This is a genomic window from Providencia sp. TYF-12, assembly GCF_041344805.1.
GTDB classification, from domain to species: Bacteria; Pseudomonadota; Gammaproteobacteria; order Enterobacterales; family Enterobacteriaceae; genus Providencia; species Providencia huashanensis.
Window position 1 is genome coordinate 3,508,726 of the sequence record NZ_CP166833.1, and the last position, 18,864, is coordinate 3,527,589.

16 protein-coding genes are annotated in these 18,864 nt (G+C 40.2%); 7 read left to right on the plus strand and 9 right to left on the minus strand.

Annotation, left to right across the window (positions count from 1 at the left end; all coding sequences use genetic code 11):
- Positions 1 to 382: 382 nt before the first annotated feature.
- Together ABE954_RS16210 and ABE954_RS16215 are read right to left on the minus strand one after the other, a co-directional pair.
- Positions 383 to 1,126, minus strand: a complete 744-nt coding sequence (locus ABE954_RS16210; protein ID WP_042848301.1) for a type 2 GTP cyclohydrolase I — start codon at positions 1,124 to 1,126, stop codon at positions 383 to 385.
- A 244-nt stretch (positions 1,127 to 1,370) separates the two neighbouring features.
- Positions 1,371 to 1,577, minus strand: coding sequence for a YbfA family protein (locus ABE954_RS16215; protein ID WP_042848302.1), 207 nt, complete (start codon positions 1,575 to 1,577; stop codon positions 1,371 to 1,373).
- Between the two features lie 458 nt (positions 1,578 to 2,035).
- Between ABE954_RS16215 and kdpF the strand changes: the two genes are divergently transcribed.
- The 7 genes from kdpF to ABE954_RS16250 all read left to right on the plus strand — a co-directional run bounded on the left by kdpF (position 2,036) and on the right by ABE954_RS16250 (position 10,344).
- On the plus strand, positions 2,036 to 2,089 hold the full coding sequence (gene kdpF / locus ABE954_RS16220) for a K(+)-transporting ATPase subunit F (protein WP_367575695.1): 54 nt from the start codon (positions 2,036 to 2,038) through the stop codon (positions 2,087 to 2,089).
- Position 2,090: 1 nt separating this feature from the next.
- Positions 2,091 to 3,794, plus strand: a complete 1,704-nt coding sequence (gene kdpA, locus ABE954_RS16225; RefSeq protein WP_042848305.1) for a potassium-transporting ATPase subunit KdpA — start codon at positions 2,091 to 2,093, stop codon at positions 3,792 to 3,794.
- Between the two features lie 13 nt (positions 3,795 to 3,807).
- A complete protein-coding gene (kdpB, locus tag ABE954_RS16230; RefSeq protein ID WP_071547833.1) occupies positions 3,808 to 5,871 on the plus strand; it encodes a potassium-transporting ATPase subunit KdpB in 2,064 nt (687 codons plus the stop codon).
- A 10-nt stretch (positions 5,872 to 5,881) separates the two neighbouring features.
- On the plus strand, positions 5,882 to 6,475 hold the full coding sequence (gene kdpC / locus ABE954_RS16235; RefSeq protein ID WP_371025585.1) for a potassium-transporting ATPase subunit KdpC: 594 nt from the start codon (positions 5,882 to 5,884) through the stop codon (positions 6,473 to 6,475).
- Between the two features lie 8 nt (positions 6,476 to 6,483).
- Complete coding sequence (gene kdpD, locus ABE954_RS16240) at positions 6,484 to 9,171, plus strand: two-component system sensor histidine kinase KdpD (RefSeq protein WP_166696858.1); 2,688 nt, start codon at positions 6,484 to 6,486, stop codon at positions 9,169 to 9,171.
- A 16-nt stretch (positions 9,172 to 9,187) separates the two neighbouring features.
- Complete coding sequence (gene kdpE / locus ABE954_RS16245; protein ID WP_166687360.1) at positions 9,188 to 9,871, plus strand: two-component system response regulator KdpE; 684 nt, start codon at positions 9,188 to 9,190, stop codon at positions 9,869 to 9,871.
- A gap of 83 nt (positions 9,872 to 9,954) precedes the next feature.
- Positions 9,955 to 10,344 (plus strand): DUF5329 family protein, encoded by a 390-nt coding sequence (locus ABE954_RS16250; RefSeq protein ID WP_042848315.1) that lies wholly within the window; start codon positions 9,955 to 9,957, stop codon positions 10,342 to 10,344.
- A 54-nt stretch (positions 10,345 to 10,398) separates the two neighbouring features.
- On the opposite strand, the gene ABE954_RS16255 is transcribed toward ABE954_RS16250, so the two are convergent.
- The 7 genes from ABE954_RS16255 to glnS form a co-directional block, all read right to left on the minus strand.
- Positions 10,399 to 11,655 carry a PTS galactitol transporter subunit IIC gene (locus tag ABE954_RS16255; protein ID WP_042848317.1) on the minus strand — a complete coding sequence of 419 codons (1,257 nt, stop codon included), beginning with the start codon at positions 11,653 to 11,655 and terminating at the stop codon, positions 10,399 to 10,401.
- 95 nt (positions 11,656 to 11,750) lie between these two features.
- Positions 11,751 to 12,746, minus strand: coding sequence for a 2-hydroxyacid dehydrogenase (locus ABE954_RS16260; RefSeq protein ID WP_129466787.1), 996 nt, complete (start codon positions 12,744 to 12,746; stop codon positions 11,751 to 11,753).
- 17 nt (positions 12,747 to 12,763) lie between these two features.
- Entirely contained in the window at positions 12,764 to 13,525 is a 762-nt protein-coding gene (locus ABE954_RS16265) for an SDR family NAD(P)-dependent oxidoreductase (protein ID WP_042848319.1), read from the minus strand.
- A gap of 15 nt (positions 13,526 to 13,540) precedes the next feature.
- Positions 13,541 to 15,094, minus strand: coding sequence for an FGGY-family carbohydrate kinase (locus tag ABE954_RS16270; protein WP_166686082.1), 1,554 nt, complete (start codon positions 15,092 to 15,094; stop codon positions 13,541 to 13,543).
- 38 nt (positions 15,095 to 15,132) lie between these two features.
- Positions 15,133 to 15,690 (minus strand): glycerol-3-phosphate responsive antiterminator, encoded by a 558-nt coding sequence (locus tag ABE954_RS16275; protein WP_042848322.1) that lies wholly within the window; start codon positions 15,688 to 15,690, stop codon positions 15,133 to 15,135.
- A gap of 13 nt (positions 15,691 to 15,703) precedes the next feature.
- Complete coding sequence (locus ABE954_RS16280) at positions 15,704 to 16,498, minus strand: class I fructose-bisphosphate aldolase (RefSeq protein WP_042848324.1); 795 nt, start codon at positions 16,496 to 16,498, stop codon at positions 15,704 to 15,706.
- 616 nt (positions 16,499 to 17,114) lie between these two features.
- Positions 17,115 to 18,782 carry a glutamine--tRNA ligase gene (gene glnS / locus ABE954_RS16285; RefSeq protein ID WP_042848325.1) on the minus strand — a complete coding sequence of 556 codons (1,668 nt, stop codon included), beginning with the start codon at positions 18,780 to 18,782 and terminating at the stop codon, positions 17,115 to 17,117.
- Positions 18,783 to 18,864 lie beyond the last annotated feature (82 nt).

The following is an 18,864-nucleotide window of genomic DNA, read 5'->3' on the forward strand; positions in this document are numbered from 1 at the left end:
CTCTAAATAGTTCGAGTTGTAGCTAGGCGGCAAATGAGCGACTCCCTAAGAGCATAGCCAACACCGCCAAGGTTAGAATTAGAAACTCAATGAAGATTAGCTTGAAAATTTAATTCTCTAAATAGTTCGAGTTGTGGCTAGGCGGCAAATGAGCGACTCCCTAGGAGCATACACAAGTATGTGACTAGGGGTCGCGAGTGTAGCCAACACCGCCGAGGTTAGATTTAGAAAATCAATGAAGATTAGCTTGAAAATTTAATTCTCTAAATAGTTCGAGTTGTGGCTAGGCGGCAAATGAGCGACTCCCTAGGAGCATACACAAGTATGTGACTAGGGGTCGCGAGTGTAGCCAACACCGCCACAGCTCGAAATATGACGAGAATTAGGCTGGGTTATCGATATCGATAAACTCTGCGTCTAACCCATGGTGATCAACTAGCCACTTAGTCAGCGCTTTAATCCCATAACGCTCTGTCGCATGATGCCCTGCACTGTAGAAATGGATACCCATTTCTCTTGCTATATGGATTGTTTGCTCTGAAACTTCACCTGTCACAAATGCATCTACGCCAAACTCGGCGGCTTGTAAGATAAAGCCTTGTCCGCCCCCTGTGCACCATGCAATTTGGCGAATTTCATCTTTAGCATTGTCACCACAATGCAACACTTTGCGACCAAGGCGGGACTCTAAGCGCTGGGTTAATTCCTGTGGTGTAATCGGTTGATCAAAGAAACCGAATGGCATTAATGGATCAATTTGGCCATTTACTTGCACACCCATGATATACGCAAGCTGAGTATTATTACCTAATTGATGATGAGCATCTAAAGGAAGATGGTAACCATAAAGGTTAATATCATTCGCTAATAATGTTTTTAAGCGATTTTTTTTCATACCTTTAATAATTGCGGGCTCATTTTTCCAAAAATAGCCATGGTGAACAATCACAGCATCCGCTTTCTTTTCAACTGCCACGTCCAGTAGTGCTTGGCAGGCTGTTACACCGGTGATGATTTTATGCACATGAGGGCGCCCCTCAACCTGCAATCCATTTGGTGCAAAATCTTGGAATTCACTAATTTTCAGCTCATCATTAATGATTTCTTCTAATCTTAAATTATGCATTATGTGGTCCTTTTTACTACACCGCTATAGGGTCAACCCCATCATTTTGAATGTAATTTACTGATAATCAATAAGCATAAACGGAAACATGCTTTTTTTCTGTGTTATTTGCTGTAAATAAGGATGCTAACCAAAAAGAAAGGCAATAAGGAAAAGAAAAACAGGATGAGGGATAAAAAAAACAATATCCCCACAATAGGTCATTGCAGGGATATGGCATTACCACTTAAAAGCAAAGCAATTATTAATGATGGCTTTCAAACGTGGCTTCTGAACGCTCTAACCAAACGGGCTTATCGCTGGTTTTAGCCCATACTTTGTGTAAATGGCTATAAAATTTTGCTCGTTGCGGATGAAAAACCATAACCGGAAACGCAATAATGCCAGCTGTAACAGCAGCAGTGCGGCGTGCAAGTACCTGATTACGGGAATATTCGCGATATGTGGACATCGGTATCCTCCTTCAGTTGCCACTCTATTTGTCGATTCCAGAATTGCTCTAAAACCCCAAATAATGACTGTTTAGAAGAGCGACTAAAACCGAACAGATAATATAAAAATTAACTGTCAATATCATAGCTCAAACTGTGTAATAAAACTACTCATCTGACCACTATAAATTAAAATTTACATAATAAAATGATAAATTCCGTTGTTTTATTACATTATTTAACCTGGTTGCGTCAAAAACAAACAAATCAGCAACATTTACATAACAATTATTCGCTTTAACTCGCCATCTCTGTTTTATTTTATTCCCTCGTATAAAAATACATTTTTATACTTTTTTTACACCGAAGGTCTATTTTTTATCAGCTTCTTTACAACGGAAGTTTTAGCCTTATTGCATGGAAATAATAAGGAGAAAATACTGTGTCATTACTTTCCATTATTGGGGCAGTTCTCGTTGTGTTACTGCTGGTTTATCTGGTCTATGCCCTGCTAAGCGCGGAGGATTTTTAATATGACCACTACCACAATTTTAATTATCGGTAGCTTTTTACTCGTGCTGTTTATTTTGGCAAAACCATTAGGCAATGGTATTGCTCGGTTAATTGATAGCGATATACCGAGTACGCTAATAAAAAGCGAAGCCCTTCTTTGGCGCTTAGGCGGCGTAAAAAAGCCAGGGCGAGAAATGGCGGAAATGACTTGGCTACAATATGCCTTATCGATTTTACTGTTCAATATTTTAGGCTTTATATTGCTGTTTTCTATATTAATATTCCAAGGTCATTTGCCCCTTAACCCACAACAATTTCCGGGAATGAGTTGGGATTTAGCCTTTAACACCGCAATTAGCTTTGTCACAAATACTAATTGGCAATCCTATAGCGGTGAAAACACATTAAGTTATCTAAGCCAGATGTCTGGGTTAACAGTACAAAATTTCCTTTCCGCTGCAACAGGGATTGCCGTTGTTTTCGCCCTTATCCGAGCATTTTCACGCCATGGTCGTAAAACGGTTGGTAATGCATGGGTGGATATCTACCGTATTACTGTGTATCTACTTTTCCCATTAGCGATTATTTTTGCTCTATTTTTTGTTAGCCAAGGTGTTATCCAAAACTTCTCAGATTACCTATTAGTTAATAACCTAAATAATAGCAACCAGTTATTACCAATGGGGCCTGTCGCCTCTCAAGAAGCAATTAAGCTACTCGGTACTAACGGAGGCGGTTTCTTTGGAGCTAATTCTTCACACCCATTTGAAAACCCAACGGCATTAAGCAATTTCGTACAAATGTTAGCCATTTTTCTAATTCCAACAGCGTTATGTTTTGCTTTTGGGCGTGTCGTTGGCAACAACAAACAAGGTCACACTCTGCTATGGGTGATGGGGATTATTTTTGTCGTTGCTGCCATAGCGGTTATCAAAGCAGAGTATGTTGGTAATCCATTTTTAAGTGAATTCCATGCGACTACCACTGCCAATATGGAAGGAAAAGAAAGCCGCTTTGGTATCTTAGGCTCCGCATTATTCGCTGTTGTAACAACAGCTGCCTCTTGCGGTGCTGTTAATGCAATGCATGATTCCTTTACTGCGATGGGTGGCATGGTGCCGATGTGGTTAATGCAAATCGGTGAAGTGGTTTTCGGCGGTGTGGGATCTGGCTTATATGGCATGTTGCTATTTGTTTTACTCGCCGTATTCCTTGCTGGGCTAATGATTGGTCGTACTCCTGAATATCTCGGTAAAAAAATCGAGGTGCGCGAAATGAAAATGGTTGCACTGGCTATTTTAGTGACTCCCACTTTAGTACTACTGGGTACCACACTTTCATTAATGACTGAAGCTGGGCGTGCAGGGATCTTAAACCCAGGTGCTCACGGGTTTAGTGAAGTGTTATACGCTTTTTCCTCCGCAGCGAATAATAACGGTAGCGCGTTTGCTGGACTTAGCGCAAATACACCGTTTTACAACCTGCTATTGGCGGTCACCATGTTCTTAGGACGTTTTGGCGTCATTCTGCCAGTTCTCGCCATTGCAGGTTCGATGGCAAGCAAGAAACCTCAAGCGCAAAGTAATGCAACATTACCCACAACAGGTCCGTTATTTATTGGTCTGCTTGTATTCACTGTACTTCTCATTGGTGCGCTGACCTTTGTACCTGCCCTTGCGTTAGGTCCAATTGCAGAGCAACTACACATCGGTTTCGCGGGATAATGAGGGGAAGAAAATGAAAAGTAATAACATCAAATTATTTGATAATAAATTAATCAAACAATCTATCTTTGAAGCATTCAAAAAATGCACACCGCAAGCACAATGGCGAAATCCCGTGATGTTCGTGGTGTATATCGGCAGTATTATCACCACCCTTTTATGGTTAGCAATGGTAACTCATTACACTGAGGGTAACGCTTGGTTTAGTGGAATGGTGACACTATGGCTATGGTTTACACTGCTCTTTGCTAATTTTGCCGAGGCGCTAGCTGAAGGGCGAAGTAAGGCACAAGCCCAAAGTTTAAAAGGGGTAAAACAGCAAAGTAACGCAACTCGTTTGGCTTCTGCATCAATGGATGCGGCTCAAGAAATCGTGGTTTCAAGCCAGTTACGTAAAGGGGATATCGTGCTTATCCATGCTGGAGAAACAATCCCTTGCGATGGTGAAGTGCTTGAAGGTGGTGCATCTGTCGATGAAAGTGCAATTACTGGTGAGTCAGCTCCTGTGATCCGTGAATCCGGTGGTGACTTTTCCTCAGTCACCGGAGGGACTCGCGTTCTTTCTGATTGGTTAATTGTTGAATGTACCGTAAACCCCGGTGAAACATTCTTAGACCGAATGATTTCAATGGTTGAAGGCGCACAACGTCGTAAAACCCCCAATGAAATCGCTTTAACGATCCTGTTAACCGCCCTGACGATTATTTTCGTGTTGGTATGCGCCACCTTGTACCCATTCACGGTTTTTGCTGCCGATTATGCAGGCGCAGGTAGTGCGGTCTCTATTCTAGTCCTTATAGCTTTATTAATTTGCTTAATTCCAACCACTATTGGCGGGTTACTCTCTTCTATTGGTGTGGCAGGGATGAGCCGTATGTTAGGTGCAAATGTGATTGCCACCAGCGGTCGTGCAGTGGAGGCTGCGGGTGATGTCGACGTCTTATTACTCGATAAAACCGGTACTATCACCCTTGGTAACCGACAAGCATCTGAGTTTTTGCCTTTAACGGGTGTGACTGAACAGCAACTAGCAGATGCTGCTCAACTTTCTTCTTTAGCCGATGAAACCCCTGAAGGGCGTAGTATTGTCGTGTTGGCGAAACAAAAGTTTAATTTACGTGAAAGAGATATTCATGGCCTGAATGCTACCTTTGTTCCGTTCTCTGCAATGACTCGTATGAGCGGTGTCAACATTGGAGAAAGAATGATCCGCAAAGGTTCTGCGGATGCGATACGCCGCTACGTTGAAGCAAACCACAGTAAATTCCCGATAGAAGCCGACCAATTAGTTGAAAAAGTCGCTCATTTAGGGGGAACCCCTCTTGTTGTTGTGGACGACCAAACAGTACTCGGTGTTGTAGCATTAAAAGATATTGTTAAAGGGGGAATGAAAGAGCGATTTGCTCAAATGCGTAGCATGGGGATCAAAACAGTTATGATCACCGGAGATAACCACTTAACAGCCGCCGCTATTGCTGCAGAAGCCGGTGTCGATGACTTCCTCGCTGAGGCAACCCCCGAAGCCAAGCTCGCATTAATCCGCCAATATCAATCAGAAGGCCGACTAGTTGCCATGACGGGTGATGGTACCAACGATGCCCCAGCATTAGCGCAAGCGGATGTGGCTGTAGCGATGAACTCAGGGACACAAGCGGCCAAAGAAGCAGGTAACATGGTTGATTTAGACTCTAACCCAACCAAATTAATTGAGGTCGTCCATATTGGTAAACAAATGTTGATGACACGAGGCTCATTAACAACCTTTAGTATAGCCAATGATATTGCAAAATACTTTGCCATCATTCCAGCCGCTTTTGCTGTCACTTGGCCTCAACTTAACGCATTAAATATTATGCAGTTACATTCACCTGCATCTGCGATTCTCTCAGCGGTGATCTTTAACGCTTTAATTATAATTTTCTTGATCCCATTGGCGATTAAAGGGGTCAATTATCGCCCTATGAGCTCCCAATCATTGTTGCAACGTAACTTAAGCCTCTATGGTTTAGGTGGGTTAATAGTGCCATTTGTTGGGATTAAATTAATTGATATGTTTATTCGCTTATTTGGGATATAAGGAATTGATAATGAACATGATCCGCTCTTCTATTATTATGTTAATAATTCTCACTTTATTCACAGGGATCGCCTACCCATTGATGGTGACAGGGCTTGCTAATGTCTTTTTCCCTTGGCAAGCTCATGGCTCCTTACTCACTCAAGATGATCAGGTTATCGGTTCTGAACTGATTGGACAAAATATACAAAGTGAAAATTACTTTCATGGGCGTCCCTCTGCAACCGCTGAAGCCCCTTATAATACATTAGCATCTGGCGGTAGTAATTTAGCCGTTAGCAACCCATTACTATTACAAACAATGGAACAACGAAGTGCCCAACTTCGCTCAGAAAACCCAGCGGCTGACAAGAGCATCCCTGTTGATTTATTAACAGCCTCTGCCAGTGGATTAGACCCCAATATTTCTGTTGATGCGGCGTTATATCAAGCCCCGCGAATTGCTAAACACAGACAGATCCCACTAGAAGAGGTAAAATCATTAATTAATACTCATACTGAAAATAGTGTATTCGCTTTTTTAGGCAAGCCTGTTATTAATGTCTTAAAGTTAAACCTTGCTCTTGATGAATATCAGCAACAAGCCAATAGCCAAACTCACTAAGGCCTATTATGAAAAATCAGGAACCTAGTCGCCCTAATCCCGACGATTTATTGGTAAAGGCCAATGAAACAGGCCGTGGCAAATTAAAAATTTTTTTCGGCGCCTGTGCTGGCGTCGGGAAAACCTATGCCATGCTTCAAGAAGCCCAAAGACTAAGGTCACAAGGATTAGATGTGCTTATTGGTGTAGTAGAAACCCATGAACGCGAAGAAACAGCTGCGTTACTTGAAGGTCTCTCACAGTTACCACCAAAGCGTATCCAACATAGGGGACGCCGTTTAACTGCTTTTGATATTGACGCCGCAATTGCTAGGCACCCAGCCATTATTTTAATGGATGAATTAGCATTTAGTAATCCTAATGGCAGCCTACACCCTAAACGCTGGCAGGATGTCGAAGAGCTATTAAATGCTGGTATTGATGTCCTTACGACCATTAACGTTCAACATATTGAAAGTTTAAATGATATCGTCGGAAGCATTACTGGTATTCGAGTGCGTGAAACGGTTCCTGATCATATTTTTGATGCCGCAGATGAAGTCGTATTAGTTGACTTGCCTCCTGATGACTTACGGCAACGCCTAAAAGAAGGCAAAGTTTATATCTCTGGGCAAGCAGAGCGAGCAATCGAACATTTTTTCCGTAAAGGGAATCTCATCGCGCTACGTGAGCTGGCTCTACGTCGAACTGCCGATCGCGTTGATGACCAGATGCGGGAATTTCGTGATGGTAAGGGACAAGCCCCTGTCTGGCATACCCGGGATGGCCTTCTATTATGTATTGGTCATAATATGGGTAATGAAAAGTTGGTTCGCACCGCGGCTCGCCTTGCCGCAAAGTTTGGCAGTGTATGGCATGCTGTATATGTGGAAACTCCTGCGCTCCATCAATTACCCGAGGCTCGGCGCAGAGCCATTTTAAAGGCATTACGTCTTGCTCAAGATTTAGGCGCTGAAACCGCCACGTTATCTGACCCTTCTGAAGAAAAAGCCATATTACGTTATGCTCGAGAACATAATTTGGGCAAAATACTGATTGGTCGTCGCGATAAGCAACGTAAATGGCCCATATTTAATTTACGTCCTGGCTTTGCTGACCGTCTTGGCAAATTAGGGCCAGACCTTGACTTGGTGATCGTCGCGCTAGAAGAAAAAAGCGAATGGGATAAAGAACCAGAGAGAAAACCTTTCTCTGAAAAATGGCGTTCAGACATGAACGGTTATTTGATGGCGATTGTGATGTGTGCTGCAATTACCGTGTTCTCACGCACATTTTTGTTAGCGTTAGATAAAGCCAACTTAGTCACGCTCTATCTACTCGGCGTGGTACTTATCGCGCTATTTTATGGCAGGCGCCCTTCTGTCTTTGCGGCACTAATTAATGTTATTAGCTTTGATTTATTCTTTGTTCAGCCCCATTTTTCCCTTGCTATCATGGATATGCAATATTTAGTCACCTTTACGGTTATGCTAATTGTTGGCGTCGTTGTGGGGAATTTAACTGCTGGCATGCGCTATCAAGCCCGAATTGCCCGTTATCGTGAACAACGAACGCGACATTTATATGAAATGACAAAAGAATTAGGGCAAGCACTCAGCACCGATGACATCGGCAGAACAGGCTATCACTTCCTTAATAACGCGTTCCAAGCCAAAAGCTGTTTATTAATACCCAATGCTGAGGGGCAATTATTGCCCTTAAAATGTGAGGGGCACAGTGCAATGCAAATTGATAATGCAATTGCCAAATGGAGCTTTGATAAACGCCAACCCGCAGGAGCTGGCACCGATACTCTTCCCAGCGTCCCCTATCAATTGCAACCTATAACAACCGCAGATCAAACACTTGCCGTCTTAGCGATTGAACCTAGAAATATGCGCCAGTTGTTGATCCCAGAACAACAACGTATGTTACAAACCTTCACTGGGTTAATTGCCAGTGCCCTTGCTCGGTTAGAGCTAACCAAACAAGCCGAATCCGCAAAATTAGATATTGAACGTGAGCAATTGCGTAATTCATTACTCGCGGCCCTTTCACACGACCTAAAAACACCATTAACCGTTTTATTTGGGCAAACTGAAATATTAATGTTGAATTTGTCTGCTGAAAACTCACCACTTACTGAGCAAGTTAATAAAATGCGCCAACAAGTTCTGAGTACTTCGCGATTAGTCAATAATTTACTTGATATGGCACGGCTGCAATCTGGTGGTATTCAACCTAATTTAGAGTGGCAATCACTACAAGAAATTACCAGTAGCGCTGTCAGAACATTAGACTATACTTTACATAGTCATCCTTTAGATATTGATATCCCAGCTGATTTATTACTCTATTGTGATGCCAATTTGATAGAGCGGGTGCTTATCAACCTATTAGAAAATGCCGTAAAATATAGCCATGAAGATACCCCAATTGGTATTAAGGCGAGGGTTGAAAGGCAAAAAATTCATATTGAAATTTGGGATGCCAGCAATGCAATCCCTGATGGACAAGAAAAAACTATTTTCGATAAATTCTCTCGAGCGCAAAAAGAATCAGCCATTCCCGGAGTTGGCTTAGGCCTTGCTATTTGTCGTGCCATTATTCAATTACATGAAGGGGAAATATGGGCTCAGAACAATAATAAAGGTGGAGCCAGCTTCCACTTTGTTTTACCTTTAAAACAACTACCTGATATTGAAACCGAAATTTAGGAGAACAACCACTATTGTGAGTACTCATCAAATCCTGATCGTTGAAGATGAAAAAGAGATCCGCCGCTTTGTTCGCCTTGCGCTGGAAGGTGAAGGCTGGAAAGTTTTTGAAGCAGAAAACTACCAACGCGGGTTGATTGAATCTGGGACACGGCAACCCGACTTGCTTATCTTAGACCTTGGGTTGCCTGATGGCGATGGGCTTGATTTAATTCATGATTTACGCAAATGGAGCAGTATTCCTATCATCGTTTTATCCGCTCGAGAAGACGAATCTCAAAAGGTTGCCGCCCTTGATGCAGGTGCTGATGATTATCTGACTAAGCCTTTTGGCATCAGCGAATTACTCGCACGAGTCCGTGTCGCCTTGCGTCGTTTTGGCAAAGCGGCACAAGAAAACTCACAATTTCAATTTGGTGATATTACGGTCGATTTTATTAATCGGGTTGTCACTAAGCAAAATGAAGAATTACACCTTACTCCCATTGAATTCCGCTTGCTCAGCGAGTTAGTTGCTAACAGCGGCAAAGTATTAACCCAACGGCATTTATTATTACAAGTATGGGGGCCGAGCTATATTGAGCATAACCATTATTTGCGAATTTATATGGGCCATTTGCGGCAAAAATTAGAAAATGACCCAACTCGCCCAATTCATTTACTTACAGAAACAGGTATTGGTTATCGCTTTATGCCTTAAATTGAATTCTAGGAATCTTACCGATAGTTTAAATTAAACGGCTGCTTATAATTTACTCACCTTTTTTCTATGGAGAGAAATTCGTGCAATCACTTACAGCCCAACTATCAAACCGCTTTTCCTCTGCTTTAGTGCTTTTTTTAAGTGTTTTTGTCACCACTCAAGCTCTAGCATTAAGCCCTGAAGAAAAAATTCGTACTGAATCATTATTAGCAGAACTCGGTAAACAACAAAACCTGACTTTTACTCGTAATGGTACGGAGCATTCTGCAACTGATGCTGAATCTCACTTGAGATTAAAACTGCGTAAAACTGAGAAACGCCTCAATACTACTGAACAATTTATCGATAACGTTGCTTCAAAATCATCGGTTACAGGGGAAGAATACCAAGTCAAGGATGCACAAGGTAATGTTTTCTCTGCCAATCAATATTTACATGATTTATTGAAAAACAGTGTGGATAAAAATTAAGAAGTCACAGTAGGTGTTTTTAACCATAAATAAAAACACCTACTGGATGATTGACTAGTTTGCTATCATCTCCCCGACTTTAACAGCCACCCAACCTGCTGGTGTTGTTGCCCCACCGACAATGTTTGTCATTTCAGAAATACCTTCTGGGACAGGGATATTTGAATTAACTGCCGCCTGTGTATACTCTTTAGAAATATCTGTCCCAACATAATAAATAGATGTAAGGACAAGTGTTCCACAAATAAACATTCTAAACATATTACGCTTACAGAAAGGCGTAACCATTGCTAATAAAAACATTAATGAAGCAAGGTCAACGAAAGGTAATACTTTATTACCCGGTAAAATAAATGCGAGCACAATTGCCATTGGGATGAGTAAAAGCCCTGTCGCTAATACTGATGGCTCCCCAATTAATAAAGCGGTATCCATTCCTATATAGAAGTCTCGATTAGGAAATACTTTTTTCAATTTAGCTTCAACGGCATCTCGTACAATTAATAAACCTTGAACTAATATTTCGATCATTTTAGGTAGCAATAACATTGCAGCAGATACAGTAACGGCCAACGCAACAGACTCACTAATGCTATAACCTGCCATTAATGCTAAAACTAAACCAAGAATAAACCCGAGTGTTAATGGCTCGCCAAAAACACCAAATTTTTTATTGATCGTTTCGGGTTCTAAATTAATTTTAGAAACCCCCGGTATTTTTTCAATAATATAATTAGTTGCTATTCCAAAGGGAACATACATGATACAAGTTAAATGCGGGAACGAAATTCCTTTTAAATTATAGTTTCGCTGTAAATAAGGCGCAGTAATATCCGCAGCAACTAATGTTAAAATAAAAATAACATAGGTGATACCAATTGAGAGCCAATAACTTTCAGTACCTGCGTAAACGACTGAACCAACAAGTAAGAAGATCCAATAATTAAAAATATCGATATTAATGGTTTTTGTCATTTTAAAAACAACCATTAATAGGTTTATCACAATAAAGCCTACGACTACCGGTAACATAATCGGAGAGCCCCACCCAATCGTTGATGCCGTAGGCCAACCTGTATCAACAACCGTTAGGTTTAATCCCATTTTCTCTACCATTGATTGCGATGCAGGGCCAAGATTAGATAATAATAAATTAATTACCAATCCAACGCCGACGAAGCCAATTCCCACAAGCATCCCTGCTTTAAATGCTGTACCTACTCTTACGCCAAAACATAATGCAATAATAAAGAAAATAATGGGCATCATGACAGATGCACCAAGGCCTATAATACTATTGATAATATCCATAGCATTTTCTCACGTAAAAGGATTTGAAATAGAATGCATGGTAATAGCACGCATTCTATCGTTTAATATTAAATTTTTATTTTAATTTAATAACTCTATTTTATTTCCTTCAGAAATAACTCTGAAAATAATTTTGGTGTATTGCTAAATGCATCAAGAGTACTCCCCGCCATATGAGGTGTGATAGTGATATTGTCTAATAAATAAAATTCACTATTATCTTTTAGTGGTTCATCATCAAAGGTATCAATTGCCGCCCCCATGATTCTTCCATTCTTTAATGCTTCAATCAAATCACTTTCATTAATTAAACCTGACCGCGCCGTATTAATAATAGTGGTGGTCTTTTTCATTAAATCAAAATGTTTTTTATTAATTAAATTTTGTGTTTCGCTGGATAGCCTTGCATGTAAGGAAATAATATCCGCTTGGGAAACTAATTCTTCTAAGGTTTCAACTTTAGTAAACCCAGCAATATCGCTCACATATTTATCATAATATAAAATTGTACACCCAAAACCGGATAAAAATTTAGCAACTAACTGTGCAATATGCCCAAAACCGACTAACCCTATTATTTTCCCGCCTATTTCGGGAATAACATCTGCATTAGGAAAATCTTTACGCCAATGCTTATCTTTAAGTGCGTCATGTGCTCGGGCAATATTACGCGTCTCAGATAACATTAACCCGACAGTAAACTCAGCGACACTACGCGCATTACGCCCTGGTGTATTGAACACCTTAATTCCCTTGCTTTTCGCATATTCAACATTAATATTTTCAATACCGCCACGCAGTACCCCGATATATTTTAGTTTTGGCAAACTATCAATCACCGCTTTATTTATTGGCGCAAATTGGGTGACCACTAATTCAGCATCTTGTGCACTTGTATACAGTTCAACGGGTAAAATTACCGCTTCTGAACCATGCTGCTCAATTTGTAAGTTATCTTCTTGAAGCTTTTCGATGGAGCTGTGTGTCCACTGATTAACCGTCACATCAATACCGTTATTACGTAATTTCTCTAAGCCTAAATCCATCGTATTCTTTTTAATGAATAAATCGGCAATCGCAAGGCATTTCATTTTCTTTCCCCTTTTACTTAACGCATTAACATGCCACCGGTCACATCAATGGTTGCACCAGTCATATAACTCGCTTTTTGTGAAACTAAAAATACCCCGATATCTGCAATTTCGGATGGAGAAGCGACGCGACCATTTGGTATACGATTAAGATAATATTCCGCATTATTGCGCAAATTCTCGCGGATCATCTCCGTATCCATAATGCCTACTGCAATGTTATTCACATTAATATTTTGTTTTGCCACTTCTCTAGCTAATGAGATTGAAAAAGCCACTAACCCTGCTTTACTGGCCGCATAATGAGAATGCCCAGTTGTTGAACCATGAAAAGCTGCTTGTGAGGTGATATTCAAAATCGAACCTGTTATTTCCTTAGCTAAACATTGGTTAACAAATAGCTTGCTTAGATGAAAAACTGATTTCAAATTCACATTCATCACCTTATCCCAATCCTCCAATGAGATTTCGCTCACTTTACCTGATAGCCAGACAGCCGCATTATTGACCAAAATATCAAACTGCCCGAACTCACTTAACCCACTATCGAATAGGGTATCGATAGCTTCGCTATCACTTAAATCGGTTCTAATGGCTTGGACTTTTACACCACTTTTCCCATTGATTTCTTTCACTAATGACTCTGCATCGTCAGGATGACTGCGGTAAGTAAAACAGACATTAACGCCTTCTTGTGCTAATGAACGAACAAACTCACGTCCAAGCCCTGTCGCCCCACCTGTCACTAATGCGTTTTTTCCTTGTAAGTGAAGTTTCATAATTAATTCCTTTTATTATTCAGTAGCTAACATATGCATTGGTGAACGACTATGGGATTTCCATGTAGCTTGCATGTCATCAAGCATGCGTTTATACAGTGCGTACTTTTGCTGATAAACGGTTTTATTCGCTGTATCCGGCTTGATGATATCGGCTACTTTGACCATCACTTCACAGGCAGCAAATACATCTGGGAAATACCCTTCCATCACGGCCGCTGTCATGGCCGCACCCAGTGTGCCGTGTTCTTGAACATCTACAATTTCAAGCTGGCACTGGAAGATATCAGCAAAAATTTGTAGCCAAACTGGGGAATGCGTTATCCCTCCAGCAATACGAACCACATCACTGAGTTGTGGGTTAATCTTTCTTAACCTTTCAACGTGATAAAGATGACTAAACGCGACCCCTTCATAGATAGCACGCAAAAAGTGCCCACGATGATGAAAACTAGTGACACCAACAAACCCTGCTGTTGCATCTGGAATGGTATTGGAACCAAAAACAAAAGGAAAAAACATGAGTTGGCTTTCGCTTGGTGTTGTTGCAGCAACGAGTTGATTACAAAGCTCATAAACTGAACCACCCTTCGATTCTTCGAGTTGTTTGTCCGCTGCCATAAAATGTGTAATAAACCATTCTAAATTACTGGCAGAGGTTGGGCTGGCTTCTGTAATTTGCCATCTATTTTCCATTGGATAAATAGATGTCATAAATAGGTTTTTATCAACGACTGGCTTGTCTGTTACGTATTCATTAATACTCCACGTCCCCGCCACAATCGCTAATTTATTAATTTGGTTAACACCCGATGCTAAAGATGATGCTGAAATATCAAATATCCCCCCTGATACAGGAGTACCCGCACTTAGCCCCGTCAACTCAGCAATTTCGGGGGTGATATACCCACAACAATCTGTTGATAATTTGATTGGTGGCAGCTTGTCTTTCCACTCTAAACCGCCCCAAAATTCAAGAATTTCATCGTCATAACAACGGTCACGTACATTAATTAAGTTAGTCCCTGAAATATCTGTCAGCTCTTGGTATGCCTCACCTGTTAAATAAAAACGGATCAGGTCTTTGACCATAAAAATATAACGGGCTTTTTGTAAGCTCTCAGGTTCATGATCACGCAACCATGCAAGCAACGCAACAGGCTGCCCTGCCCAGATGGACTGCATCGTTTTTGGCAAAATATCACTTTCAAATCGAGGTGACCGATACCAGTTTTCGACATATTGTTTTGCTCGATTATCTGTGGATACGATACCATTACGCGTCGCATTTCCCTGTTCATCAACGAGGTACAACCCATTTCCGTGACCTGTCACAGATATACCAATAATATCCTCAGCATCTATAGCGGATTTTTTTAGCACCTCTTTAATAACTAAAAGATTTGATTGCCAAAGTTCTGCAATATCCCTTTCAGTGAAAAAAGGTTTTGGAGTGATCATTCGTGTCGTATTTGAAGCAATAGAGACAACCTGGCCTTCTAGGTTATAGATAGCTGCTTTGGTGACGGTTCCACCATTATCAATGCCCATGACATATTGTGTTTTCATTATGAGCCTCTTTGTAATCGGATTTTTATAATTGTTGTTTACCAAAGGGTATGTTCACTGGTTGTAATTCCGTTAAAGCCGGTATAGAAAATTTTATCGACAATATATTTTCTTTTTACAAATCCACCTGCAATGAATGGTTTATTACTTTGATTAAAGCTTCTTTTTAATAAATCAAAACAACTACAGGCATATTCAGCTGGTAATAATTCAATAGCATCAACATCAACTGAATTGTTTTTAACCATATTACTTGCTTGCTCTAATGAACGAGAATCCACTAGTAATACTCTGAATATTGTGTCTAACCCTTCTTTTTTTGCATAACGTAGAGCTGTAAAATTTGAAGAAATAACACCGTCAACTTTATAAAAGTTTTTAAGCACCGTAATACCTGATTGGTCAGGTTTAAATCCACCTAATAATTCTAAATGGACTAAAACTTTTTTCCCTGCCTTATGGCATTTTCCAATCATAGATTGCAAATTACCAATATCGGCATCTGGTAATAAAATATATTCAGAACGACAATTTAATGCCTTCTCAAAATATTTGTAATTTCTGACTGATGGAATAACGGTGTTATTTAAATTCATTATTTAATTCCAATTATTTTGTATTTTGATATAGAGCATAAGCTTCTTCAGGTGATGCCCCTTGGTGAATAATGGCATTTAAACCTGCAACCATTGCGATAGGTTTAGGGTCTTGTGTAATGTTACGCCCAACCGCAACACCTTTAGCCCCCATATTCATGCAATGCTCTACAAATTTAAAGTAGCCAAGTGTATCTGTTTTTGGTCCACCCAAAGCTAAAACAGGGACCATCGAAGCTTCAACAATCAGATAGTCGTCTTCGGTACCTGAAAAACGCGTTTTGATCACATCAGCACCCAGCTCTACGGCAATACGGGCGGCATCCGCAATAACTTTGGCTTCATTGGATTCTGGACTAGTCACTGGGTAACCATAAGGCAATGATTCTACAATGAAAGGCATATTCCATTGTTCTGCTTCTTTTACCAATCTAGCGACCATAGCGTGGGTTTTTTCTTCATTAAATGCGCCAGGAAAGGTCATACAAACCATGCCATCAGCATCTATTTTTAGTGCGTCCTCTGTCGTAAATACCTGTTGCGTGTCAGGTACACTGTTATCATATACATTCACCGTTGAATCAACACGCAGCACAATCGAAATGTCTTTAAACTCCTTCTGGTAATTCCTTGCCATACCGTAAGTTACCAGCGCACAATCCAACCCATTAGCGACTAATTCTGGCATTTGTTTTATTGTATTATCGATACCTTCTGTTTTTGTCGAGAAAAAATAACCATCTAATGCTAGCGTAACGGATTTCCCATCCTGAGCAAAAATCTTAGATAAACGACGTTGTTTTGACATAATATTTCCTTAGAATAAAAACAAAAAAAGCCCTCAGAGATCTGATTAAGATCTCTGAGGGCTTTCAGTTCACTGACCCTGTTATTTATATTTTTAATTATTAAAACCAAGTAATAGATTATTTGATCTTTTTTAAAAATATAAATTTAATTTATATTTAACCTAACTAATGGTTTTTCAATTTAACCTGAAAAAACATTAGTTATTAAGATTAATAAAAACAAATTAATCACTTTGTGTGTTATATATCTTTATTAATCTTAACTGGAGTATATCTTTATCATACAATCTTTCAAACTGTCTAACCGATTTTATTGTTTTGTGATTTAAATCCCGTAATCAATTTTTGATTTCAGTATTTTCAGATATTATTGGTTAATAACCACAAGAAACCATAATTAATTTAGCGTAGTTCTTTCTATACAGCAATAAACCACTTTATTTACAAGGGTAATAACTGATTAAATAATCTCATTTTCTGTTGATTATTTTTTATTATTCTCTATTCAATATCACAGAGAAAACAAAAAATCCCCCCTAGAAATATACATATGTATGTGACTAGGGTTAGAGGGTAAAGCCAATGCACCTAATGTGCATTGGCTTACAACATTTTTTAGTTAGACTCTATTTTAGCCCAAGTATCACGCAACCCTACCGTCCTATTAAAGACCAAGTTATCCGCGCTACTTAAACGGTTATCTGCACAAAAATACCCTTCACGCTCAAACTGATATGCTTTTTCAGGGGCAGCATCTTTTAAGCTTGGTTCAACAAACCCTTGGCGAATAACCAATGACTCTGGGTTGATTACCGACAGGAAATCCTCTTCTGCACCTGGGTTTGGTACTGTAAATAAGCGGTCGTACAAACGAATTTCCGCTGGCAGTGCGTGTGCTACGCTAACCCAGTGAATAACCCCTCTGACTTTACGCCCATCCGCAGGGTCTTTATTTAATGTACCTGCATCGTAGGTACAATAAATAGTCGTGATATTGCCCTCTGCGTCTTTCTCAACACGCTCAGCTTTGATGATATAAGCGTTACGTAAGCGAACTTCTTTACCTAAAACTAAACGTTTATATTGACGATTTGCTTCCTCGCGAAAATCTGCACGGTCAATATAAATTTCATTGCTAAATGGCACTTGGCGAGTGCCCATCTCAGGTTTATTTGGGTGATTTGGTGCCGTTAAGATTTCTTCACCAGCAGGCATGTTTTCAATCACCACACGCACTGGATCAATAACCGCCATTGCACGCGGAGCTGACTCATTCAGGTCATCACGAATACAGGACTCTAATGATGCCATTTCAACGTTGTTGTCTTGCTTAGTGACACCAATACGTTGGCAGAACTCGCGGATAGAAGCTGCGGTATAACCACGACGGCGTAAACCTGAAATGGTTAACATGCGTGGATCGTCCCAACCATTGACATGTTTTTCTGTCACTAATTGGTTCAGTTTACGCTTAGACATCACCGTATATTCCAAATTCAGACGAGAAAACTCGTACTGACGTGGATGACAATCAATCGTGATGTTATCTAATACCCAATCATATAAACGACGGTTATCTTGGAACTCAAGTGTACATAAAGAATGTGTAATACCTTCTAACGCATCAGAAATACAATGTGTGAAGTCATACATCGGATAAATGCACCACTTATTACCAGATTGGTGATGTTCCGCAAACTTAATACGATATAAAACCGGGTCGCGCATCACCATAAATGGGGATGCCATGTCAATTTTAGCACGTAAACACGCTTTACCTTCCTCAAAGCCACCTGCACGCATTTTTTCAAATAATGCTAAGTTATCTTCAATTAAACGCTCACGGTATGGGCTATTTTTACCCGGCTCTTTCAAAGTCCCGCGATATTCACGGATTTCATCAGGGCTGAGCTCATCAACATAAGCAAGACCTTTGTTGATCAGTTCAATTGCGTATTGATACAAAGTATCAAAATAATCAGAGGAATAACGAACATTCCCCGTCCATTCAAAACCTAGCCATTTAACGTCTTCTTGAATGGAGTTAACGTATTCGACATCTTCTTTTACAGGGTTGGTATCATCAAAACGTAAATTACATTGTCCCTGATAGTCCTTGGCAATGCCAAAATTCAAGCAGATTGATTTCGCATGACCAATATGTAAATAGCCATTCGGTTCTGGTGGAAAACGTGTATGCACTGATGTGTGTTTTCCGCTCGCCAGATCTTCATCTATGATCTGACGGATAAAATTTGTTGGGCGAGCATCTGCCTCATTCATTGTCATCATTCCTCAATGCCAAAAGCGCGCTAAAAGCGTGTAGTATCTGAATATATTCTATCATAATCAATCAGGAAACAAC

Excerpts from the sequence above, each read along its gene's own strand:
- ABE954_RS16265 (WP_042848319.1), bottom strand. The coding sequence starts at position 13,525 with ATGAAACTTCACTTACAAGGAAAAAACGCATTAGTGACAGGTGGGGCG.
- kdpD (WP_166696858.1), top strand. The coding sequence starts at position 6,484 with ATGAAAAATCAGGAACCTAGTCGCCCTAATCCCGACGATTTATTGGTA.
- ABE954_RS16275 (WP_042848322.1), bottom strand. The coding sequence starts at position 15,690 with ATGAATTTAAATAACACCGTTATTCCATCAGTCAGAAATTACAAATAT.
- ABE954_RS16210 (WP_042848301.1), bottom strand. The coding sequence starts at position 1,126 with ATGCATAATTTAAGATTAGAAGAAATCATTAATGATGAGCTGAAAATT.
- kdpB (WP_071547833.1), top strand. The coding sequence starts at position 3,808 with ATGAAAAGTAATAACATCAAATTATTTGATAATAAATTAATCAAACAA.
- kdpC (WP_371025585.1), top strand. The coding sequence starts at position 5,882 with ATGAACATGATCCGCTCTTCTATTATTATGTTAATAATTCTCACTTTA.
- ABE954_RS16260 (WP_129466787.1), bottom strand. The coding sequence starts at position 12,746 with ATGAAATGCCTTGCGATTGCCGATTTATTCATTAAAAAGAATACGATG.
- glnS (WP_042848325.1), bottom strand. The coding sequence starts at position 18,782 with ATGAATGAGGCAGATGCTCGCCCAACAAATTTTATCCGTCAGATCATA.
- kdpA (WP_042848305.1), top strand. The coding sequence starts at position 2,091 with ATGACCACTACCACAATTTTAATTATCGGTAGCTTTTTACTCGTGCTG.
- ABE954_RS16215 (WP_042848302.1), bottom strand. The coding sequence starts at position 1,577 with ATGTCCACATATCGCGAATATTCCCGTAATCAGGTACTTGCACGCCGC.
- ABE954_RS16280 (WP_042848324.1), bottom strand. The coding sequence starts at position 16,498 with ATGTCAAAACAACGTCGTTTATCTAAGATTTTTGCTCAGGATGGGAAA.
- ABE954_RS16255 (WP_042848317.1), bottom strand. The coding sequence starts at position 11,655 with ATGGATATTATCAATAGTATTATAGGCCTTGGTGCATCTGTCATGATG.
- ABE954_RS16270 (WP_166686082.1), bottom strand. The coding sequence starts at position 15,094 with ATGAAAACACAATATGTCATGGGCATTGATAATGGTGGAACCGTCACC.